This window comes from Microcoleus sp. MOSTC5, assembly GCF_036701825.1.
GTDB classification, from domain to species: Bacteria; Cyanobacteriota; Cyanobacteriia; order Cyanobacteriales; family Microcoleaceae; genus Microcoleus; species Microcoleus asticus.
Map to the genome: position 1 here is coordinate 38,529 of NZ_JAUBRK010000013.1, position 23,046 is coordinate 61,574.

The following is a 23,046-nucleotide window of genomic DNA, read 5'->3' on the forward strand; positions in this document are numbered from 1 at the left end:
GAATTTAGTTTTCCTTTAAACGGTAGAATGGCATGGGATAGCTGTCGGTTTGGGGTAGGGGTAAAAGCGCAGATGCTAACTTCTTAGCACGCTCGTCGAGTGCTATTAGCATTTCCCCTAAAACTTCCCGTCCGCTGGGTACAAGCTTAAATTCCACCTTTTGATTGGGAATCTCAATAGCTATTTTAAATTCAGCTTGAGAAAAAGGCTGATATATATCCACCGGAATTGGTAAAATGTCTCGTGGTTGTTCTCTATTGCGCTTATGAAAAGCCAGTCGCTCTGCTAATTGCTCATCCACAGAGAATCCCCAGAAAAATAATGTACAAACATGATCTGGTCTAGCCATTTCAGAGCGCTTGCGTCGGTCTAACGCGATCGCTGCCTGCCTTACTGTTTCTAAAGATGCCCATGAGTGGGTTTTAGGAAGCAGTCGCCGGAATAGGTCGCCACCACCGTATTCATCAATTAAGTCAGTACGCCACCAGTCAAGGCGTTTGGGGTCACAAGCTCCTTCACCAGCCCAGGCGACGACTATCTGGAGGGCAAGAATACTGTCAAGTGTGTCTTGGGGGATTCTCTCGGTAGGCATTAGTCTTGACGAACAATGGATGTTGGTGTAGTGGGTGTACTGCGTGTGATCGCTCACTATGGTTGAGCTTAACCTGGTTTGTAGCTTGATTGCTTACTGCCACTAGCCTAAACTCTACAGCATATTCACTATAAATATGGTGCACTAATTTAGTAGAGCGGGGCAAAAGAATGAAACTTTTTTCCAACGAGCTTCATAAAACAATAGTTAAAATTTAAACAAGAGGATACATCAATTAAAAAACTAGCCGAATTTTTATATCTAAGTAAAGTGGTTCTCAAAATATTAAAAAAACAACAAAACGCGGGTTATGTTCCGCCGCATCGGCAAGGTAAAAGTTAAAGCTGTGTTAATTACCGCACCAATTTATTAAGCTAAATAGTAGAAAAATATCTTAGTTGCACCATAGATGAGAATTTTGTTAAAATTGGATTTTTTAGCCACAAGCAATGTGTCAGCCATAGTAGAATATTTTTTGAAATAAGAAAACTTGTATCTGATGCCCGAAAAAAAACAATACTCAGTACCCAGTCGGCCACTGAAAGTTTGCAACTTTTGGCGTGTGAGTATTGAGAAAAAGCGAAAAATATCGACCCAAACAACCTCTTTTCTTGGCTAAAGTAAGCGTTTTACTGGGTTGACACTCAGACACACACGCTCAAAATATGGTAGTAGAGTCTACGATTTAGAACCTTTGTAGTTTATAAACCTGGAATAGGGTAGCGATCGCCCTCTCCTCAAACATTACGATATGCTTAGCCCCTAAAGTGTCGGAAAAACCCACACACCGCGTTTTTTCACACCACTCGCCTGTACCTCCTTTCCCTCATCGCCACAGACAGCCAATAATGCTTGGGCTGCTGCGCCTGCATTTATTCGGATGCCGGTGCAGCGATCGCGCTGTATGACACTCAGCGAAGGAACGGGCTAATTTTGTCCAGTCCCGTCTTCAACCCAGTGACGGATGCTGTGTATTCTAGCCATCGTGAGCTGGACTACCACGTTAAGAAATCCCCCCGACCGATGCAGTAATGCAGTAAGTATGCAAGACTTTGGAGCGTCGGGTCGAGTATACACCAAGCATGAAGATAGAGGGACACGGGCAGGCCAAGATATTCACCCAAGAGGAAATCGAACTTTTGTTCAACGAAGGTTTGCAAACCGATCGCGACCGCGCCCTCTTTGGAATTTGTCTCTACACCGCCTGCCGCATTGCCGAAGCGTGCAGCTTGAAAGTAATCGATGTTTTCACCCCAGCGAATGTCATCCGCTCCGAAATGATTATCCGCAAAGGTAACACCAAAGGTAAGCTCGGCACCCGCACTATCCCGATCATTCAAGAGTTGAGGCTGCTGTTAGAAACCTACAAACATCCCTCACACCCCTACCTATTCCCCAGCCGCCATCTCAATCACCGCTGGAAACACGCGAACCCGGAAGCCGCCTCTCACCTGTTCCAAGAAGCCTGCGAAAAAGTTGGCATCATCGGCGCTTCCACCCACAGCCTCAGAAGGTCGGCACTCACCCAGATGAGCAACGCGGGTATCCCATTGCGAATTATTCAAGAAATCAGCGGCCACCGCAACTTAGAGCAATTGCAGAAATACTTAGAAGTGCGGCCCGACCAAGTGCGCGGCGCCGTCTCTGCACTTTCTACCCTTTCCTACGTCAGGAAAAGCCCATATCCTGATATAGCACTCCCAACGCCAGAAAATCCGTTGCCCCCTCACCAACTGTCACAAGCCCAAGCAGACGACGCGGCCCAAGAAATTCCCGATTGGTGACGAGCAATTTTAGATTTTAGATTTTAGATTTTAGATTTTGGATGCAAGGATGAAAGTCACGCATCAAGAGCATCGAGTGCCGATCGCTTTCTTTCCCCCGGCAGAAGCCCTAACCCCTGGATTTGTTACAATTCTCGATTGTGTGGAGCGGGTGCATCTCCAAAACCGGCTCAAAGGAGAATTGTTGACAATGTGGCTAAAATTTGGTGTTGCTCTCAGTGGCGAACTGACGAGCATTGATGAGGTTGTGCGCGGAAAAACTAACCTCGCTTGTCTCTACTGCGGTGGCGGATTGACAGCAAAAAAGGGTTCGGTGAAAGAACATCACTTCGCTCACACCGAGGAAACTTGCAAGCCCGTGTCACAGCGGATTAAAACCAAAGCATTTCCCTCGCTGCCTCTCTACGATAATTTCACCATCCAGCTTAAGGGTGAGGAATTGGAGCAGTTGAAAGTGCTGTGGAAAGAGTACGGGGCCCAAAAGCGATCGATTCCCAAAGACTTGGTAAACTTTCGGTGGCAGTTGAAGGGATTGCTAGAGTCAGAGGGCGATCGCTCTTATCAGTTTACCGACTTGGGTAAAATCCCAGTGGGTGCTCTTCCCCTGGCGCTGTTCAACCAAGTCCAAGAACCGCTGCTGGTGTCGGAGCTGGCTTCATTGGAAGGCTCTGTAGAGATTGCTTTATCTGCGGGGTTATCCTGCTTAGAAGAACGGCGGGCTGATTTGCTGATTTATCGAGCACAGCTTCGTCGGATTTTGGTGAACTCGCTCTATTTTCTTGAGGTAAAAGCGGAGGGGAACTGCTTCTATAAGATTGGAATTACTACTCGATCGATCGAGGAACGCATCGCCGAAGTGCAGCGGGATGTGAGGGCGCATTACTCGGATGTGACTGTCAATTTGCTGGGACTTTGGGAACATCGGGGGAATGTGGAGCTGTACTTCAAACACCGATATCAACCGTTTAATTACCGGATTGGCAAGCTGACAGAGTATTTCGTGTTTCCGAACGTCAAGGCGGTGCTGCAAGATTTGTGTGAGATGAAACCCACAGTGCTGAGCGGTGTTACTGAGAGCCTCCAATTAAATTAGCATTGAAATTGTTAAGAAAAGTCGTTTAACTTTTTTTGCTTCAGATCGTGAATATAGGAACAATTATAAAAATTACAGTCCTCGCACCTCTAGTAAAATGCTCTCTACATCTTCGTTATACCAGGGAGCTTTTGTAATTTCCTGAAATAGAGATGATTGAACACCTTCAATCCGACGAACAGTTCGGAAAATTGCTGATAAGTTACGCCACCATTTTTTTTCTATAAAAAATGGTGGCAATTCATCAATCACTCGGGTCAAATAACTTGCTTTCAAACGAATAATAGCACTAAGTAAGTCCACCACTTCGGGTTCACTGTGTGGAATTTTAATTAGGTTGACGGCGGTAAGCAATTGATAGACCAAATAGTAAAGTTTTTCGGTATCCAGAGTTGGCTCTTCTGATTGGGCGATCGCTTTAAGAGCTTTGATCATCGGTTTTGCTGGAGCGCCATCAAACTGTTTTTGCTGAATCATGGTTTCGAGAGAGTGACCCAGCAACTCGACAACACCGACTGGCGTTTGACGATGCTCCTGCACCCAAGTTCCCACCAGTTCCCACAAAGAGCAAGCAATTGCGGGATTAGCAGCATAAGTAATTGTTTGGCAAATCTGGCTGAGGGTCTTTATATCCAAAGGTTCTCCATCTTTCCAAAGCCGAATAATCCAGCGCAAAGTGCGTTCTTGAATGCCAGGATAGGTAGCAGCAAGCTGCGGTATGACTCGCGGGATATTGAGGTATTTCAGTTGCCGTTCGTCCCAGTCTTTGCTGGCAGCTAGGGCAACGTGCTCGCGCTTGAGTAGGCTGGCTTGCAGGAGTCGCTCGACTGCTTCTGGGATATCTAGAGTCCGATAGTGCTGTATCAGCAACATCTGCGTGTCCTTATCAAGGGTGTCTAGCGGTGGATGTTGCGCGATGGGTTCAAAACGCAATAACCTCAACCTGTACTGGGTCTGTAATGCAGGCGCTAAGCATTCAAGACTGGATTCCAACAATTGTCGGGCAACCGCAGATTGGTCGGCCAGTCGATCTAATAATGGCAGAACAGTTTCTTGCAGCTCATCGGGGATGCTTATCTGAAGCTGTCGGGCAATCTCGTCTTGCTGCTGTGGGGAGAGCAAAGGCACAATTCGGTACTGGAAGTTTAGCAAACTTTTGCAGGTAGGAGGCAAGAGGGATGACAAATCTAGCCCTGTGAAAAAGACCGTAACAGACCTGGTTGCACCTGCAATTACCGCTGCTTCCAAAGCCGCAAAGATGCGGCTGAGTTGTTCGCCTGTTTGCTGTGGAGGTGCTAGGACACGCTCAAACAAAATTTGGAGTGTATCGGGACAAGCTGCGGCTAGTTGTCCGACGGCAGTGGCTTGGGTTTTATTCCAGCGTTTTGGAAAAGTCTGATCGAGAAAAGCCAGCCAGTCAGAAGTTTTTAAAGGTTTGAGAAAATCAACTACGAAAGCGATGATGGCAGACTCCAAGCTGGTATCGTTGGGAATTTCACGCTGCTGCAAAGTGTTTAGCAGTTCAGCTCGGTCTGTTCGGGGAACAGTCAGATGTTGGTGGATCTGCAATATTTGCACAGACATACGGTGTCCCGCCAGGAAGTAATGGTGTCTCAAGGCTGCAAGAATGCTTTGTGAGGGCTGTTTGGCAACGAGTGGCAGGCAGTGTTGCAGCAGCCAACCCATGACCAAAGCTCGGTCATCTTTACCGTTGTGGAGATTGGAGGCACGAGCAGCTACAGCATTTATGGCTCCTGGGAGGCGTTCTTCCAGTATCTCCCACCAACGGGCGATAGATAGGCTGAGGGTTTGTGCCGTGTTGGCGGCGGCGGTGTGATTAGCAGCAGTAAGCAGATGCAGCAAAGTATCCCAAGTGCCTAGGATCAGGTACTTAGGGGCAGAGGTGAGAGCTTGGTGGAGGCGCTTTTGATACGCATCACCGAGGCTGAGAGCGATTGGCAGGAGGTGATTTAGTGCATCGGGTTGCTGGCGGGCAGCAGCGGCATAGGCGATCGCGCCAAAAGTGCCGAGATTTTTGGTACCAAGCTGAGTAGCGAGTTCGGTAAAAGCAGATTCGGGTTCGACTATAGTGAGGTGCTGACGCAGGATGGGATACCAGTGGCTCTGCTGCCATAGGTTATCGGTGGATGCCAGTTGAGTAAGCCAGGGAGTGCGTTGGGCTTGGGCATAGTGGCGAGTTAGCCAGTAGGCAATTGCATATTCCAGAAGAGTTTGGTGGAAGAAGTGAATTCGGTTGGTTGGTAAGATTTCCAGTACACCTTCGCTGAGGAGATCTCCGTAGGCAGCAGCGTTGGAGTCTGTAAGGTCAATCGGCAGTTCGTCCGGAAAAAAGGACTCTACCAGGTTCGTAGTGGAGCGCTCAAACATAGACTGAGCGATGATCAGGCAGAATCTCTCCTTGGCAAGAGCGAGCGTAGACCTTCGACTGCTATCAGCGCGACTATAAACAACTTTTTCTTGCCAGTAGCGTTGGTACAGTTTGCTGATAGTGAGGTCGGGGGGGACGTGACCTTCCATGCCAAATAAATCGCAGAGCAACGCTAGGAGCAATGGATTTTGGATGATTTCAAGAAGCGATCGACTGTCAGCAGAAAGGTTCAAAATTGCTTCGGCAAACTGTTGTCCTCGTTCAGCAGACGTACCTAGGTGATGGGTAAAAAATTGGATTGCAGCCTGTCGTATTTCACTAGGGTTGAATTCTGGAACGCGATGGTGATCGACTTGTGCGGAGATACTGACCAACTTATCTCGGTTAAGAAATTCACTGTATTCATGGTCGCGACAGGTAAAAACAACGGTAGTACCTTGCTGCATTAGAGTACGGATAATTGGTACTAATTCGTTGACGATTTTTGGTGAAAGTATCAAGTCTAAAGTATCAACTAGAAGTACCCCTCGCCCGCAAGCTCGGTTAAGTTGTAATGCAATTTCTGTAACGGGTTTCTCGGTTTGGCTCAGAGCAAGACCAAGAGCAATTGATAAGGGAAAGTCCCCAAGAATCAGTTGACTGCATAAAATTAAACCAACCCAGCTTTCTTGGCTCTGGCTAAGATGGTCGTATATTTGCCCCAGAATCGTACTTTTCCCGTATCCTGCGGGAGCAATTAGGGGAATAGTACGTTCTAATTTGTCAGAAACACCCCGAACTATTGCAGGCAAATATTTGTTAGTAACAACCCTGCGATCTATTCGTTTTAATATCCTAGGATTTAGAGCCTGACGAGCTGCTTGAGATTGCTCATTAATAGTACCAAAGGAATACGGCGGGTCAAAGAATTTTTTTTTATAAATTCTTTGACCCGCCGATACAGCATAGTTTCTCGCGACAAAGGTCGGCAAATTGAAACATGATCGTCATCCATTGGAATAGGAGTTACACCTTTTATGCCAGGATTAGCGCTAGTTTCGTCCACAACCAGAAACCCAGAAGTTTTTTGCTTCTCACAGTAGACTTGTATGGGAATCTGACTGAGCCATTCGTGATTCCGATACACTTCATTCAGTTCGCGCAGGCGGGAATGATGCGCTTCTAGCTCGTCAACGCTAACAGAGGCTTGGAGAATTACACCAATATATTTAACCCAATTGGCTATATTAGAGCCGGAGTGAGGCGTGGACAAAAAAACAATACCTTTGGTTTGCTCGACAATTAGTTTCCATTCAGGAGTTCCATAATCCCAAGCATGGCGCAGCATTTGCTTGACCAGCAGCCCCCCTAAACTATGAGTAATGAAGATTAGGGGACGATCGCCAATTGCATGGGAGTCGAGAACGGCTAGGGTGTTGCTCGCCCGATCCACCAACGGCATGGTGTTGCCCTTCCATTTAAAGGGTTCTACTTCGTACCCCAACAACCAAATACCCATATCGGGTAATTCTTCTCCCAACCAAGTCGGCCAGAAGTTGTTATCATCGCGTTTCTCTGCGGGATGCCATGTCCCTCGCGCATCGCCACCGAGTCCGTGAACGAAAATAACATCACCAATCCGGTTGGCATTATCGCAGCCAGAGATAGCGATTAAACCTGTTGGGTTGCTCACAGATCGACTCCTATTTAAAAATGCTGAATTAGCCGTAAAACCTAGCTTCTAGCGCGGTCATCCGCTTCTCTAACTCCACCATCCGCTGACTCAAGGGCAAATCTTCTGTTGCACCCAAATACTGAACCAACGCCACTGTCAAAATCTCGGACTTAGTTGCGCCCACCCGATTAACGAACTCCGAAAGTTTTTCCGAGAGCGCGGGCGGGATTCTGGCTCCGATAAAAACGGTTGCCATAAGAAGGTACTCAACGCTTTTTTACAATGTTAGCAACTGTTTTCGGTTTTGTGAACATATAGGCATTGTCTTGCACAATACACCCTGAAAAATTTGATACGATAGGCAAAACTTTAGCATTCTACGCAATGGCTGGCGAACGAGCCGCTTCGGGACATCGCTCGCCCGCAATCCCCCCCTAGTCTGTACCGTCCGAAGTCGGCGTTGCTTAATCAGGGTATGAAAAAAATAAGTTGAAAATCCCGGAGCTTTGTGGATACTGGTTTCTCTGATTTGCATATTTAGCCCTTCATACCCTAAATCAGCAACGCCACAACTCGCTCTACACCATTAATCATAAACCTGCATCCATTTACTTTGTTAGCCTAAGTAAATCAGGAAAAAGTAGAAAAGTCAGAAAAGGTTTTTGGCTCACAACAGTTGTAGCGATCGCCAAACAAACGTATCGTTAGTGTAGTATCGCCGTTGGACTTCGTGACGGGAATGTACAAAACAAAACTCTCTGGAGCTGGCACAAAAGCTAGAAATATCGAGTTTATGCTGCCGAGTCGGACAACGAGCGCTTACAAGCAAACTCATTCAGGTTTAGGAACTACGAAGCGTTTTTGATTAATGCGCCTAAAAGAATGGTCAATCTTTGCCGCTCATTAAGTATTGTTTTCGACAAAGGTTTTTAAGCTAGAAGCGTTTCTCACTGCATTTCCGTCTCCGTCGTTGTTGAAGTACACGAACACACGGAGCCCCTGACTTTCCCACTCCTGGATGCGATCGGCCCACCACTGCAAATCATCATCCGAGTAGGAGCCGCCGTAGAGGTAGTTGGGGTCGGGGCCGTGGAGCCGCACATAGACGAAGGGCGCTGTTGCACGGAGGATACAAGGAAGGTGCGCCCCGCTCATCACGCAGTAAGCCGCTCCAAACCTTTCCAGCAGCGAAAATACCTCTTCCGTGTGCCAGCTTGGGTGTCGGAATTCGACAGCTACTTTGATCCAAGGGGGAACCTGTTCTAGAAAGTAAGCTAGGCGAGCCGAGTCACAACCGAACTGAGGAGAAAGCTGGACGAGCAGAATGCCCAATCGATCGCTCAAGCATTGAAGTCCCTCACTCATGCGTTCCAACCACTTTTCGGGCGAGTAAAGGCGCTTGGAGTGCGTTAGACCGCGGGGCGCTTTTACAGTCATCAGAAATCCTGGGGGGAGGCGCTGCTGCCAGCTAGCGAAGGTAGCATTTGGCGGCCAGCGGTAGTAGGTGCTGTTAACTTCGACGGTTTGATAGTGCTGGATGTAGCAATCGAGTCTGGAGCGAGGCGGTAGCTGGTGAGGATAAAGCACGCCTTCCCAATGGTCGTAACTCCAACCTGAAGTGCCGATGCGAACAATCATCGCCTTTTTACTCCACCAATAAGCGTGTGAATTTAAGTGTAGTCGGGCAGCATCGCTACCGCACTACTAACCGAACTCGCTTTGAGCCGGCAAAAGTCAAATGTTGGTAGTGGCACAACTTCAATGCCAGCGGTACGGACTCCAGCAAGCGGCGAAGCTGCATCGGAGCGGTAGGTTGCGACATTAGGTTAATGCTGGATAAGACCGATATAGGGGGTGGTATCCAGCCAAAGTGATGGATGACAGCCAAACTTTTCTTAGCTAAAATCAATAACAGATATAACTTGGCAAAATAGCGAGGTTGAGAGTGGAAACTTTTAAGTCTTTAAGTGAGCTTGGTGTTGCTCCTAATGTTGTTAGTCAGTACCAAATACTATGCCTTCCCGAAAACATTGAAAATCAGACAGAAACTACTCCATTAGCAGATTCAGGGGAATCCATCACCTTGAGCAAACTTCTTAAAGAAAAAGGTGTCAAGTGTGCCAACTCCTATGATCTCGGATTGAACACTAAAACTTCAGAGCGTAGGGGAGCAGATTTATGGCTTGGTAGTATTTGGATTCTAGACCATGCAGCATTACCCTTATTTATTGGTGTAGTAGGTCGCTTACTTGGAGAAAAGATTCAGAAAAAGCTAGATGCTGCCAATCAACTAAAAGCGTCTCAGGAGTCTGATGATTCCCAAGAAACAAAAGTTCATGCAGATATTAAAGTTATAGATGGAAAGCTCTCTGCTGAAATTAAATATAACGGTGATGCGGATACTTTTTTAAAGGTTATTAAGGGTCTTTATGATGAGCAACAATCCCCTTAAAAGCACCACGACAGACTTTGAAAGCCATGCGTCTGCTCTAGCAGAAGCATGGTTAATCCTAATGCAAGAGAAGCAATATCACGAGGCAAGCCGACTTTGCATTGACTTTCTAGAGAACTATAGCTCTGCATTTAAAGTACGCGCTCTTGAAATAGATGAAGATGGATATAACAAGCTACTTATTTTATTGGTCTTTTTTAAGGGTTTACATGAGGATGTTCAGTTATGCCAAATAATTAATGATAGAAACTGGTATGAGGATAATACAACTGTAGAACAAGTTTGGAGAAAGTTATGTGATTGCAGAGAACGGATTCAATTTTCATCACAATATTGTCAAAGTAAAGCTATTAATCGAGTTTTCTCGGATTTAGACGATTTAGAAGAGTTTTTCCGAGCTGTGTTTGGAAACGGCTGTTATCTTAGTCCTGGCATAATAGCCGATGCAAGTTTATGTAATATCTGCAATGAAGACTGTAGAGGTTGTTCTCACATAGCAGGTAGACTGTACAGTGGAAAGATTTGTTTTTATCAGCTAGTTAATCCACTAATTAATCACGTTGCTCTCGTAAAAATACCTAAAGATTTAAGATGTCGGATATGGAGTTGGCAAATTAAAGATAATGAAGATAAAAGTAGTAGAATTGATGCTGCACCTATCCTGACATTATTTAGCGTTGATAATTTCTTGCGAGATTCCGAAGCAGAATTGTCGTGAGAACTGAGCTTTACAGGGTTGCACATCTTCATATTTACTAAGAGCCGTTAGTCAGCGGTCGAACACTGCATGGCAGAGGACGGTCGAAAGCCTCTGGTGGATGCCAAATTTATCGGTCGCCGCTGCATTTCACCGTTAGATCGCTATGTATGTGACATAAGTTACAGGTTGTAATCGAATAAAGGCTAGTCATTGGAGGTTCTGATTGAAACTTCCAGAGATTGCAGGTACGACCAATGCTTGGAGAGCGAAGTGTGAGTGCGAGATTCGCAGTTTGAAACCTGATGCAAGCGATCGGATTCTATCCTTACAATTTAATGCGACCGCCCGCTCTTGTAGGTTGGGTTGAAGGATGAAACCCGATACTCATCACTGCTTCTCAATCTCAACCCCGATGCGATCGTCCAATCGAGTCATGCTTGGTTTCACCTTACCTAGCGATTCACAAGCCTTGACGTGGCAAGCTCAACTCAACCTAGGGCAACGGGCAATTGCACTTGAGGATATGCGGAAGAATTCAGCCTTTCCTCCAGAAAATACTTAATATACGGAACAATTCTACCTGTCCACTAAATTTAGAATGATATACAGAACGATTCTGACTGTCCATCTAGTTCTGGTGGATAGCTAGAATCGTTCAGCCTAATAATATTTAGACACTCGGAGAGAGCAGATGGATAAGCCCAGCATTCACGGTAGTTGCCTTTGCGGAACTGTGACCTTTGAAGTGAACCCACCGTTCCAGAAAATGGCTCATTGCTACTGCTCGCGGTGTCGCAAAGGCACGGGCACAGGCCACGCCACAAATCTAACCGTTGAGCCGAGCCAGTTCCGATGGCTTTCAGGGGAGGAAGGCATCACGCGTTACGACCTTCCCACAGCAACGAGCTTCAGCAAATGGTTTTGCAGTCATTGCGGGTGCCCAGTCCCGCGTCTAACGCGCAACGGCCTAATTGTGGTGATTCCAGCCGGCTCGCTGGATACAGCACCGCCTATGGCTCCGACCGATCGCATTTTCTGGGCATCGAGAGCGCCGTGGAGTTGTGCTAGCGGGGGGCTTCCAACCCACGCCGAGTATCCAGAGTCATGGTAGAGCAAGAACGTGCCTAAAAAGATCCTCCAGCCGTCGGCCCAGCTTGTGCGGAGCGATCGCTATGTATGCGACATGAACTACAGGTTGCAATCAAAATAAAAGCCGATCGTTGGAGGTTCTAATTGGAACTGAAGAGAGATTGCAGGTACGACCAATGCTTGGAGAGTAAAGTGTACCGCTAGATTTATAGTTTGAAATCTAATGCAAACGATCGCATTCTATCCTTAAACTTAGTCCTGTAGAGAGAGGAAAGTCTTAGAACTGCCTACTAAAACACGCTCGAATCGCCTGCCAATTTGAAGTATTTGAATTTTTTCACGAAAGCAGATGCGGAATGCTAGGGAATTTAAGCTGCAAACAATCAGAGAGGATTTGTTGTGAAATCTCGAAGACTGCAATCACGGTTCCGCGATCGCCACCAACACCTCATTTTTTGGGAAACTAAATCCAAACTAAAACCTCACCCCCCCATGCCCAAACTCCCCGAATGCCATCGCTGTCTCCTCTACGGCCGCAACCCACACCTCGTCTGTGCCGTCCATCCCGCAGGCCCCAACGGCGACACTTGCCCCGACTTTCGAGAAGACCCCAATGCTGAACCGGAGGAATTGTGGGAACCGGAAGGCGCGAGCTACTACAACGGCGAATTGATTCTGCAACCGAGGCAGCGGTGGACGCTAGAGCAGCAGTTAGAACTTTTGGATACCCACCCACTGTTTACTGGTCGGTGTCCCCGGTGTGAACGCCCGTTCCTCCAGTACGAAACGCCCCCGGTTCATTGGGATTGTTCGGCTTGCGGGTGGATGGATGATTCGGTTTGAGGCGATGGTCGCAGCAGTGTACAGTAAGAATAGGAAGTAACCGTACTATTCATTAACACAAGAGCTATTGATTAAAAAAGGGGGTATAAAAATTGAAAAATAACTGGTCGGTTAGTCGCGCTCAAGTCCTAAATACTTGTGAACGACAATATTACTTCGACTATCTTGCACCTGCTAGAATTAACAGCCGAGATACTACACTCAAGGAAATAGCCTTTTTAAAAAAGCTAACAAATATCCCTATGTGGCAGGGAAATATTTTTCATTCTGTAGTTGCTAACTCCCTCAAACGTATTCTACGGAGAGACTCTTTGCTATCTAAAACATGGCTTAGGAGTTTAAAAAATAAGATAGAGAAGGAATGGGCTTTTTCTGAGAGTAGAAGTTTTCGCGAGACTCCTCAGTTAATTGACAAGGCTGGTGGATTAGCACTGTTTGAGCATGAATATGACCTGGAACTTTCAGCTAAAAACTCTCAGGTAATACTCCAGTTTCTCGAAGCATTAGTTAACCGATTTACTGCTTGGGTAGAACAGACCGAACTTACAAAAGCAGTTCAAAGTGCAAAGCAAATCTGGATTGAACCTAATATTTACGGTTCTCACGCACCAGGTTTTGTAATTGATAATGTCCAAGTCATAGCTAAAGTAGATCTCGCCTTGGTTACTCCCGATAAAAAATTCACGATTTTCGATTGGAAAACAGGGAACCATTCATCAAAACTATCAGGGCGAAATTCGCAATCGGAATTCCAAATAAGTGTGTACCAACTTTGGCCTCACTTGACTTTAGAATATCCTTTAGAAAGTATTGAGGCTCACGTAGTTTATTTTGGAAGCGATCCGGTAAAGCATGAGACATTTAAAATGGATCTAGAACAACGGGAATATACGCTTTCCTCGATACGTCGTAGTATTGCTTACGTTCAGCGATTTAGCAATAATGATGGTGAAATAAAATTTAGCTTAGAAGATTTTGATTTTGCTAACTCTGTTAGAATTTGTCAGCAATGCCAGTTTAAAAAACTTTGCCAAAGAGTGCTTGAAGTATGAATAAAATAGAACCAACTAGACACCTTGCAGCAACACTATATCCCTTACTAGGTCTTGAAAAGACACGTTACCGCTTTCGTCTATTGAAAGTGCTAGAGCAAGTACCGCAAGATAATAATAAATCTATCAGAATCCAGCGGTGGGCTGATAGATTATGGCGTGAAGAATTGCGCTGCCCAGTTTATCCTACGACACGTTTTGATGGAACTGGATTTTTAATTCCTGATGGAAGTAGCCCTCCTGTAGGCCATACTGTGGAAATCACAGATGTGCCTGATAAGGTTTATCATATTGAAGTGACAGATAAAACCTTTGAAGTAACCATTGAAGAGGCTGTTGGAAGTGAGAGAGAGCTGGTCTGTCGAATGTTGGAAAGACCTTTTACAGATATTTTTCAGGCTTTTGAAGATAAATTTTGGCGCTCAGATTGGACATTATTTTTTCGTCAAGTTCCTGAAAACGAAGGAGTAGAAAGAGATATTATCAATGCTTACCGCGGACTAAAATTTGGTATTGTTTTATTGCAAGATGGCGGGATTCATTTGGCTGCTGATATACGAACGAAATACGTTAGCAAAAAATCTCTACAAGAGTATACGGAGGAGGAAAAGCAGAATATTTTACAGAAACACCTGGATTTAACCATTCGAGCTGATGAAAGGGCTTATTTTTTACGTGACAATAATGCTGTAAAAATTCCGTGTCGTTACACAGGGAATACAGATAAAACTATCAATGAGTATACTTTTAATTTGCCAGAAAAAACTATATACGAATACTATTGTTCCCGCTATCCAAATATCACAGTTCATCCCAAGGAAGCAGCAATTCTTGTACAAGACCGGGCAAAAGAAACATCTATAGCAGTACCTATTTCGCGTCTTTTTCCTATTTTTACAACAGAATATGAAGGAATTCGGAAATGCTCAATTCGTTCTCAGATGGCTCCAGACGAACGAGTCAATACTATCTCAACCTTCCTTAACGAACTGTCTGACGTGAAATATGAAGATATATCAGTTTCCATTCAGCAGTCTTACTTAAAAAAAGAAAGAACCATTTTTATTCCTCCGCGCTTAGAATTTGGAAAAGGTGAAATTCATAAGCCGTTTCCTAAAGGTTCAGTTCCTCCTAAGACAAATCAGCTCTTCGATAAGCTGATTATGGGTTGGGCATCAAGTAAGCTAGCAACACTTTATAGAAATGGAGCATACCACAATGAGCCGATTCCTAACTTAATTCTGTTATATCCATCAATACTTGAGAGGGACACTCGCGAGACTTTTGTGCGAGACTTACAGGATGAAATTAAACAACAGACAGGACAATCTCCTCAGATTGTCCAGCAACGAGCGTATCAAATTGGGCGCCACGAACGTAGGGGAAGCTCGTTGCTTCGTATGTTGGCAGAGGTACGATCGAGCAATTTTAAATCTTTAGCAATTATTGTTCTATGGGATAAGTTCTTAGAAACCGTACATGGTGAATTGAAGGAAGCCCTCAGCCCCGTTCTGTCCCAATGCGTGACTGAAAGAGTAGTTTGGAACATTGCAAGAAAACACAATTCTCAACTGGCTGCGAGTCAGTTACAGAATCTAGCTCTAGCGGTATCAACTGAAGCTGGTATCCAACCCTGGGTAATAGCAGATCCGTTACATCACGATTTGCACATTGGTATCGATTTGCTGTTTGGCAAAGTTGGATATCATTTTCTCTACGGAACAGGTGGAAGGCTAATCCAGCAACACTTCGGGAACTCTACCGTAAGAGGGCGAATGCACGAAGGTATCAAGAAGCCAGAGTTACGGAAGCGTCTTGAGGAAACTATTCGGTCTATCGTTCAAGATGGTCATCAAATTAAAAGCATTATTATTCATCGGGATGGTCGGTGGTGGCTTAGTGAAAGCTTAGCGCTCCAAGAAACAGTAGCACGTCTGAAAAAGGAGGGTATTTTACCAGAAGATTTTCGCTGTGCCGTCGTAGAAATTCGTAAGAGTCACTTACCTGTACGTTTGTTTACTGTGGTAGAGGAAAATAGCCGAGAATTTCTGCAAAATACGCTGTTTGGGACTTACTTGATTTTAGATTCACAAAGAATTATCCTAACCACTACAGGCAGACCTGGGGCCTGGGATAGTTCGCGCGGTAAAACAGCCAACAATTTGCTTTTGGAAGTGGTGGAAACCATTGGCAACTTCAACATCCAAGAGATTGCAGAAGATGCGTATTATCTTACACACCTAAATTGGAACGCGCCAAATATCGAGATTGCACTTCCAGTAACCATACGGTGGACGGATCTAGCTCTGCGCGAAACGTTCCATCCAGAAATTGAGGAGGAAGATGAAGAAGAGTTACAAGAAATTGAATCTGATGATTTGGATGATACAATCCTTAATAAGGAGGAAGCGAACTTATGAGCAAATTAGGGTTCGTATCTGGACATCTCGATCGCGAGCAGCAACTGCTCCGCGAACTGAACTCAGCTCTACTGGCGCTAGAGGCTGAAGCTTTGGGTAAAACTGCGGATTTAGGTTTTTCAGAGGAAGATGTATTGAGTAGCCGACAGATCCTTCACAATTTTGTCAGTCGTTTGGAAGCAGCACTAGGAGAAAGTAAAGCTACCCCGACAGATATTCAGGTGCTTATCTATCGGATAAAGAATCACAAGAAGCCTCTGGAAGACTGGCAACAGGATCTCAAAGAACTTGCTAACAGATTACAAACTTCCGAGCAACTAAGAGATGCAGATATGCCAATTTTAGAAGACATTCTCTCACTTTTAGATAGCGAGTTTGTTGAAGGTATCCAGCGCCTTTATTTCCGATAAACTATGGCAAATTTAGAGTATCTCAAAGCCAAGACGGCTGAATACGCAGTCGTCTTGGGTCGCATTGATAAAGAGCTTCAGGCTCTTGGAAATAAAAAAGTAAAACATCAATGGTTAATAAATTATCTCCAACAGAAGCTAAAAACTACACAAGCTCTTCACAAAAAGCTTCAATCGATTGTAAAAACTGGTTCTTCTAGACTGCTTCATAGAGCACTTCCGATTGTTCATGACATTGAATACTCTATATTGCTCTTTAACTACTATTATCTACCCGCGCTTCAGCAGGAAACTCAAGCTGATTTAGCTTTAAGAAAACTTCTTCTCCTAAGTGCAAAGCGATGCGGTCTTTTTTGGATCAAGGATATTACTGTAAATCAGAATGGACCACTTGCTACTCTTCCAAATCCACCGGAGGCTCCATGGATTTTTGCACCACCACAACTGGCAGTTTCCCTGTTGGAAATGCCAGGACTTTATCATGAGCTGGGACATGATGTTTTCCAGAAATTTAACGAAATTCCTGAGAATCTCGCTACCGAGATTTACTTATATTTCAATGAGTTGCGCCAGAAGTCTGGACCAATAACTCCTGAGCGAAAAATTGAACGTAATCAACAATTCGACCAAGCAGTACAATATTGGGATACAAACAGATTGAATGAAATTTTCTGTGACATTTTCGGCACTTTTGCTTGTGGAACAGCTCACTACATCTCATGTGTGGATATGGGGCTTCGGTCACGTCACAAGCCTTTCGATGTTGATTTTGGGGACGAACATCCACCTTTGTCAGCACGAGTATATGCTTGCTACAAAGCACTGACTCCTAACCAACACAACGAACAGAGTGTAATTACAATACGTCGTGCCTGGGAGAACTATACAAAAGATTATACTCAAGAATATGATTTCAACTTAATCTGTTCAGAGGCTTTATTAGACCGTCTAGTAAAAGTAGCTATTGATAATATTCAGAATTTTATGCCTAATTCCCATCGTTATGAAGTTTCGTTACCAGACAACGGTCAAATTCATGAAATTCCGCTAGATATCTCGCTAGAAGATATTCTAAATTGGGCAGCTCATATTCTACTGACTTGTCCAGAGTGCTACGAAGCTTGGGAAGCTAAAGCATTTAAAATATTGGGATTTTGTGATTAACATAGCTGTAGTTAAAGGCAGTTTTTTAAAATAGAACTTTTTGATAATTTCTAATTATACTTCTCGGAAAACTTAGTGTACAAGTGAATAGGTAAAGCCAAAATACGCACTGTTCGAGGACGCAATGTAAAGAAATACGTACCCCATCGCTACTCCCAGTCAGGCGAGCGAAATAGCGAAGTTGTCACAAAGGGCAAGATAGCACTTGAAATTTTTACCAGATAAGGGTTTGAAGTGGTTGCTATTTCATTCGAGAAGTCGCCCATCGCGATCGATAACCCGTTATCAGATCTGGTAGGGCACAGGCGATCGCCCGACGCAACTGTGCGAGAAGTTGGTGGCGGGGTGCGATCACTCCTAATAGTTTTTCAACCCCCAACCTTCCAACCACAGCCGAGATGGGGACAATCCCCCGCAGCGGTATCAAAAATTATCAGCCACGCAAAAACGCTCGTTCCACACCCCACTTGGAAGTGCAGCCGACTAATCCCCCAACAAACACCCAAAACGCGCCTTGAGGCCACACACTTAACACCGCAAACTCATGCGGCCAGGATTGCCACAAGCGAAACATGATTGCAGCGATGGTGGTTAGTAAGAATATTTTGCCTACAGTTGCTTCACCGATCGTCCAACCCCGATGGATTCCATGGCAACAGGCGACTATCAGTTGAACGAACAGCACCAAATTAAAGAAGATAGCGATGCTGCTGAGGATGTTGCTGTTGATATTTTGCAAGAAAGTGATGAAATCCATAGGGTTGATTTTTTAGGACAACTTCAGGATAGCAAGCTTAACAGAAGTTGTGTAGCCGCTGCTTTTCAAGTTTCCTCACCATCATCAGCCCAGGAGTCACAAACTAAAAAACCTAGGGGAGCGGGACTGTGTGCGATCGCCAAGCGAGTTTCTGCTGCTGTGTATTTGGTATGCTCTGACTTGGCGATCGCTCAAGAGTCAGACAAGCGTGAAATGATGGTGAGATAGGCACTAATAAATATGGAATGCAGAGAATGACTGACCCGCCCATCGAACCGCTGGATTTGCTAGATACCGACTGCGCCGACATCCTCGCCAGCAGCAGCTATCCCGCGTTAGAACTACAACTGGTTAGGTTTGGAGTGGACACCGCAGAAGCCCGCATCAAAACCAATTTCCTCACCCTGGTGCGCCAAAAACCTGAGACTCCAGAGGAATGGGCTATTTTAACCGAAGCATGGGAAGTGGCTTGCGAGTATAAGCCGAGCATTGAAGATTTTCGCTTATTGGCAGAATTCCTGTGGGAGAATCAAGAAAGCGTTGAAGTTGATTAGCTGCTGATAATTTTGAATTGAATTTACTTAACAGAGCGATCGCCATATTTTAAAAAGATGAGCTTTTACCGCTATGCCTAAACCAAAGAGGTATCCCGACAATTGGCAACAAATTGCGCTCTCGGTGAAAGAAAACGCTCTTTGGCGCTGTGCTAAGTGCCATCAACAATGCCTCCGACCCGGTAAACTCCGACCCGGTAAACAAAGCTTAACCAAGTCTGAACGGTGTGCTTTAACTTTGGCGGTGCACCACCGCAATCGGATACCGGAGGACAACCGCCCAGAGAACTTAATCGCTCTGTGTACCGCGTGTCACCTGTCGTATCACAACCGCGGTCAATCCAACGTATCGCCGGGGCAATTATCCTTGTTCCCCGATGATGGCCTTGACTGGGATATTATGGAGTGCTCTCTGGAATCGGTATGAAACGCTGAAGATTACGGGCAGATGTGGAAATTCGACAACGAAACCAAAACTTGGCGACTTTGGACTGGCAAGCATTGGGAACGTACCGATGACGGGAATTTTAGAACCCTGGTCAAAACCACCATCGATGCTAGAAATATTGAGTACAAAGGTTCGAGTTACATCACCGATGTACTAAGCCTCCTGACTGATGATTTGCGGGTCAAACACTGGGATATCTGGGATCGAAAACGCTACATCGCTTTCGAGGATTCGGTATGGGATAGCAACACCGGGGAAATCCTCAAACATTCTCCAGGTATGGGTTTTACCTCATACTTACCTTATCAATACAAGCCTTTGACGGGAACTGACTCGGATGCGATTGACACGCTCCGAAACAATTGCCCGAACACTTACCGATGGATGAATACGGCGATGCAGGGCGATCGCCAGAAAATCCTCAAACTATTGGCGATCGTCAACGGATTGCTCAAATTCCGCTTCTTCGACTTGCAGATGTTCGTTCACTTAATCGGAAAACCGGGGAGCGGCAAAGGTACGTTTATTCGACTACTTCAGAAAATAGTAGGGCGGGAGAATTGGAAGGGATGCAAGTTAAGGAGCATGGACGACGGTTCGACAATGGCTAGCATCATCGACAAGCAATTGGTAGCCTGTCCCGACGAACGCGCTGCTTCGGGTGTGGATGCGATACTATCCATGACTGGTGGCGATGCCGTCAGCTACCGGGAAGTGTACAAGCCGGCTTCTGATGCTTTCTTCTACGGCTTGTTGGTTGTGGGAAGCAACAACCCAATTTTTGTAGGCGATACTACGGGTTTAGACCGTCGCCTGTGCCTGGTTCACTTCGACAATCCATTACCCACGGTGATGCGAAATTCGAGAATTGAAGCGGGGATGGATGCAGAAATCTCTCAGCTTATTGCCGTAGCCCTCAACCTTTCTGACAGCACCGTCAGCGAACGCATTCAAGGACTGGGCAAGAATCAAATTGCCGAATTCAAACTCCAAGAATGGGATATGAAGCTGCAAACCAACAGCGTCGCGGCTCACTTCGACGATTGTTTGATTGTAGACCCGACTGCTTCCATACCGACGGGCAAACTCTACGAACACTACAAAAATTGGTGCGACTCCAATCTCAAAGCAGTTTCTCATATCAAGTATCCCAAGATGCTCTCGGAACTCTGCAACGATTATCTGGAACTCAGTGGCGTCAAGTGGAAACGCTCCGGGGGTCGCAGTTGGTTTGAAGGATTGAGGTTCCGCACCGAAGGGGAAACATCACCCACTCATTCTGATTCACTTTCGGCGCTTATCCCCCAGAATATCCCAAGTGATACGGGGTGCGATGGTGTTAATACGGGATTAGTAAGGGGTTTGGAATCCTTATCAGACGGGAATTACAGCCATTTACAGGGTTTAGAGTCTCAAAACTTTTCAGAAAACTTAGAATCTTCTTTCTCTCCGTTGACTGAGGAAACCCACATCACAAGTCATCAGTCAGAAATAATAGAAAAAGTAGGTTTGAACCCCACCAACCCCGTCGAAATATCAGAACTCTTACCAGACGGGAATTTAAGCCAACCGACAAACCCCTTGCCAACCCCGTCTCAACCCCTTCACACCCCGCATTCATCCGATGAATCCACTCTGTCAGTCGAACCAACCACCGACGGAATTGCCGCCACCCATGAAGAGCAGGTTCAAAGGTTGCAAGCGCGGATACTCCAAGCGATCGCGGATAAAAACCCCGCAGCCGCCAATGATGTCTATTGCCGCGTCCATGAATTGGGAGTCAAGGAAGCGGTTAAAGCGATGCTAAGCAACGATGAAAATGAGGATTTTAGACGGCTAGTTAAACTTTGGAAAAAAAGCAAAACTCAGCCTTAACCTAACCCCAAGATGGCTGTCTGAGTTTGGTGTAGACCCGCAATCTTGGTTTTCCCCGCCTAGCCTTAACAGTTTTAAGCCCTGGGTGAGGATATCAGCATATCCTGATGAGTCTATAGCAATTGTAGAAATTTAGATGTAATATTTCCCATGTCGGCATAACATTTCTGTTGAGTGCCTGCAAGCAGCCTTTGCAACTCCACTAATGTCTGTCCGTCTGCTCCAATACAGGTATTAGGTCACGCAAAATATTGCACTATGGGCTAAGCTGGTAGTCACTACCCTAATTCTTGAACTATGGATCTCTTCACACCTATCGTATCTCAAGAACTTCAACATCCTAACTTTCGTTTTATCACTAAACCAGGATTCTTTGACCCGGAAAGTGAAGTCTTGAAAAATTGGGCGGATGGTTTTGTTGATCGAGATGGTAAATTTGTCAAGGAGTTCCAGACAACGTTTAATTCATCATTTTGGGAATTGTATCTTTTTGCATTTTTTAAAGAGCTTAAATGTAAAGCAAATCTATCTCATTCATCTCCAGATTTTGTATTAACTTCTCCTTATGGCGAATTTATTGCTGAAGCGACTACAGCAAACCACCCTAAAGGTCATCGTCCTGAATGGGATAGAGATCAGGTCAGACCCGAAGAAGCCGAAATGGATGATATTTTAAGGTTATCTACGCTTCGACTATTACAAGCAGTTACTGAGAAATTTAAGAAATTCCAGAAATCATATTCAAAACTCACTCATGTTCAAAATAAGCCATTTGTAATATGCGTTAGCCCCTTCGATCAGCCATTCTTTTATCTTCAAGATTGTCTAGCTATTATTCGCGTTCTTTACGCCTATGACCGACCTTTGACAATTTCAGGCGATCAGGAAGGAGAATTGTTTGTTGTAGGGGAATCTCGAAAATATCAAGTACAGAAAAACCCCAATTCGGAAATTGATTTAGGCTTATTTACCAATGAAAATATGGCGGATGTAAGCGCCATTATTTTTAATAATCGAGCAACTATTTGCAAGGTTCGTGCCCTTGCTGGCGAAGGAAAATATCCAGTCATATTCTATGGATCTAGAGCAATTGAATCGGAGACTGAAACAGGAGTTGAACGTTTTTATGCAGAAAGACCAAATTATCAAGAAACATTGCTTGATGGTTGTCATGTTCTCTTTAATCCTTTTGCAAAACATCCTTTAGATCGAAAGCTTTTTGAGGGGAAAGAAATAGCAATTCATAATTATGACCCACAAACGCAGACCTATCAATTGAGAATCCCGAATGGATTCCTTTATCAACGAGTCTGTATGTCGATCAGTGGTAAAACTGAAGAAGCTCTCAACAATTACCAAGCTGCTACCCTTAGCACAAAAATCTATGAACAATTACCTCCCGAAATCTGGCCAGAGGATAAATTATATGAGGTTGGACAAAATGAATTATTCTCCGAAAATCACATGGGGCATTATCGTGGCTGGACTATCCTAGTTTCTCTGGATTCAACCGATCAAGATTGGAGTGCTTTAGCAGTAAATACTCTCTGTTACAGTTATCCCAACTTCAGGGAAGCTTACGGTGATGACAGTATAGCAGCAATACTACTAGGAGAATGGTTGGCAACAAAGGAAGAAGCGTACACTGCTATTAAATATAAAATTGACGAAATCTTTGAACAAGCCTGAATTGACAATACTATTTTACAATTTTTCTAGCAATAGCTGGAATCGAATCATGGACAAGAAGCCTGGGTTAATCGTATTGTA

Annotated in this window: 23 protein-coding genes; 16 read left to right on the plus strand and 7 right to left on the minus strand. The window is 45.0% G+C overall.

The window, feature by feature from the left end; all coding sequences use genetic code 11:
- Positions 1–4: 4 nt before the first annotated feature.
- Positions 5–592, minus strand: a complete 588-nt coding sequence (brxE, locus tag QUA54_RS09280) for a BREX-6 system BrxE protein (protein ID WP_333414274.1) — start codon at positions 590–592, stop codon at positions 5–7.
- 1,082 nt (positions 593–1,674) lie between these two features.
- On the opposite strand from brxE, the gene QUA54_RS09285 reads away from it, so the two are divergent.
- Together QUA54_RS09285 and QUA54_RS09290 are read left to right on the plus strand one after the other, a co-directional pair.
- Positions 1,675–2,376, plus strand: a complete 702-nt coding sequence (locus QUA54_RS09285) for a site-specific integrase (RefSeq protein ID WP_333414275.1) — start codon at positions 1,675–1,677, stop codon at positions 2,374–2,376.
- 49 nt (positions 2,377–2,425) lie between these two features.
- Positions 2,426–3,469 (plus strand): GIY-YIG nuclease family protein, encoded by a 1,044-nt coding sequence (locus QUA54_RS09290; protein ID WP_333414276.1) that lies wholly within the window; start codon positions 2,426–2,428, stop codon positions 3,467–3,469.
- Positions 3,470–3,541: 72 nt separating this feature from the next.
- On the opposite strand, the gene QUA54_RS09295 is transcribed toward QUA54_RS09290, so the two are convergent.
- The 5 genes from QUA54_RS09295 to QUA54_RS09315 form a co-directional block, all read right to left on the minus strand.
- Positions 3,542–6,649, minus strand: coding sequence for a hypothetical protein (locus QUA54_RS09295; protein WP_333414277.1), 3,108 nt, complete (start codon positions 6,647–6,649; stop codon positions 3,542–3,544).
- A 50-nt stretch (positions 6,650–6,699) separates the two neighbouring features.
- Entirely contained in the window at positions 6,700–7,530 is an 831-nt protein-coding gene (locus QUA54_RS09300; RefSeq protein WP_333414278.1) for a hypothetical protein, read from the minus strand.
- Between the two features lie 28 nt (positions 7,531–7,558).
- Positions 7,559–7,768, minus strand: coding sequence for a hypothetical protein (locus QUA54_RS09305; protein WP_333414279.1), 210 nt, complete (start codon positions 7,766–7,768; stop codon positions 7,559–7,561).
- Positions 7,769–8,415: 647 nt separating this feature from the next.
- Positions 8,416–9,150 carry a DUF72 domain-containing protein gene (locus QUA54_RS09310; protein WP_333414280.1) on the minus strand — a complete coding sequence of 245 codons (735 nt, stop codon included), beginning with the start codon at positions 9,148–9,150 and terminating at the stop codon, positions 8,416–8,418.
- Between the two features lie 55 nt (positions 9,151–9,205).
- A complete protein-coding gene (locus QUA54_RS09315) occupies positions 9,206–9,334 on the minus strand; it encodes a hypothetical protein (RefSeq protein ID WP_333414281.1) in 129 nt (42 codons plus the stop codon).
- Between the two features lie 123 nt (positions 9,335–9,457).
- Between QUA54_RS09315 and QUA54_RS09320 the strand changes: the two genes are divergently transcribed.
- The 9 genes from QUA54_RS09320 (at position 9,458) to QUA54_RS09360 (ending at position 17,642) form a co-directional block, all read left to right on the plus strand.
- Positions 9,458–9,964 (plus strand): hypothetical protein, encoded by a 507-nt coding sequence (locus QUA54_RS09320; RefSeq protein ID WP_333414282.1) that lies wholly within the window; start codon positions 9,458–9,460, stop codon positions 9,962–9,964.
- The gene (locus tag QUA54_RS09325; RefSeq protein ID WP_333414283.1) at positions 9,942–10,682 is read left to right on the plus strand and encodes a hypothetical protein; all 741 of its coding nucleotides are present in this window, start codon (positions 9,942–9,944) and stop codon (positions 10,680–10,682) included. Before QUA54_RS09320 ends, QUA54_RS09325 begins: the two co-directional genes overlap by 23 nt.
- A 352-nt stretch (positions 10,683–11,034) precedes the next feature.
- The gene (locus tag QUA54_RS09330) at positions 11,035–11,226 is read left to right on the plus strand and encodes a hypothetical protein (RefSeq protein WP_333414284.1); all 192 of its coding nucleotides are present in this window, start codon (positions 11,035–11,037) and stop codon (positions 11,224–11,226) included.
- A gap of 129 nt (positions 11,227–11,355) precedes the next feature.
- Entirely contained in the window at positions 11,356–11,775 is a 420-nt protein-coding gene (locus QUA54_RS09335) for a GFA family protein (protein WP_333414285.1), read from the plus strand.
- A 377-nt stretch (positions 11,776–12,152) separates the two neighbouring features.
- Positions 12,153–12,596, plus strand: coding sequence for a hypothetical protein (locus tag QUA54_RS09340; protein ID WP_333414286.1), 444 nt, complete (start codon positions 12,153–12,155; stop codon positions 12,594–12,596).
- 92 nt (positions 12,597–12,688) lie between these two features.
- Positions 12,689–13,648 (plus strand): PD-(D/E)XK nuclease family protein, encoded by a 960-nt coding sequence (locus QUA54_RS09345; protein WP_333414287.1) that lies wholly within the window; start codon positions 12,689–12,691, stop codon positions 13,646–13,648.
- Positions 13,645–16,068, plus strand: a complete 2,424-nt coding sequence (locus tag QUA54_RS09350) for a hypothetical protein (RefSeq protein WP_333414288.1) — start codon at positions 13,645–13,647, stop codon at positions 16,066–16,068. Before QUA54_RS09345 ends, QUA54_RS09350 begins: the two co-directional genes overlap by 4 nt.
- Positions 16,065–16,478, plus strand: coding sequence for a hypothetical protein (locus tag QUA54_RS09355; protein ID WP_333414289.1), 414 nt, complete (start codon positions 16,065–16,067; stop codon positions 16,476–16,478). Before QUA54_RS09350 ends, QUA54_RS09355 begins: the two co-directional genes overlap by 4 nt.
- A gap of 3 nt (positions 16,479–16,481) precedes the next feature.
- Positions 16,482–17,642: a hypothetical protein gene (locus QUA54_RS09360; RefSeq protein WP_333414290.1), complete on the plus strand. Its 1,161-nt coding sequence runs from the start codon at positions 16,482–16,484 to the stop codon at positions 17,640–17,642.
- Between the two features lie 241 nt (positions 17,643–17,883).
- On the opposite strand, the gene QUA54_RS09365 is transcribed toward QUA54_RS09360, so the two are convergent.
- Complete coding sequence (locus QUA54_RS09365; protein WP_333414291.1) at positions 17,884–18,069, minus strand: hypothetical protein; 186 nt, start codon at positions 18,067–18,069, stop codon at positions 17,884–17,886.
- Between the two features lie 213 nt (positions 18,070–18,282).
- Between QUA54_RS09365 and QUA54_RS09370 the strand changes: the two genes are divergently transcribed.
- The 5 genes from QUA54_RS09370 to QUA54_RS09390 all read left to right on the plus strand — a co-directional run bounded on the left by QUA54_RS09370 (position 18,283) and on the right by QUA54_RS09390 (position 22,965).
- Positions 18,283–18,627 (plus strand): hypothetical protein, encoded by a 345-nt coding sequence (locus QUA54_RS09370; protein ID WP_333414292.1) that lies wholly within the window; start codon positions 18,283–18,285, stop codon positions 18,625–18,627.
- Between the two features lie 26 nt (positions 18,628–18,653).
- Complete coding sequence (locus QUA54_RS09375; protein ID WP_333414293.1) at positions 18,654–18,953, plus strand: hypothetical protein; 300 nt, start codon at positions 18,654–18,656, stop codon at positions 18,951–18,953.
- Between the two features lie 73 nt (positions 18,954–19,026).
- Positions 19,027–19,380 (plus strand): HNH endonuclease, encoded by a 354-nt coding sequence (locus tag QUA54_RS09380; protein ID WP_333414294.1) that lies wholly within the window; start codon positions 19,027–19,029, stop codon positions 19,378–19,380.
- Positions 19,381–19,401: 21 nt separating this feature from the next.
- Positions 19,402–21,276, plus strand: a complete 1,875-nt coding sequence (locus QUA54_RS09385) for a DUF5906 domain-containing protein (protein ID WP_333414295.1) — start codon at positions 19,402–19,404, stop codon at positions 21,274–21,276.
- 297 nt (positions 21,277–21,573) lie between these two features.
- The gene (locus tag QUA54_RS09390; protein WP_333414296.1) at positions 21,574–22,965 is read left to right on the plus strand and encodes a hypothetical protein; all 1,392 of its coding nucleotides are present in this window, start codon (positions 21,574–21,576) and stop codon (positions 22,963–22,965) included.
- Positions 22,966–23,046 lie beyond the last annotated feature (81 nt).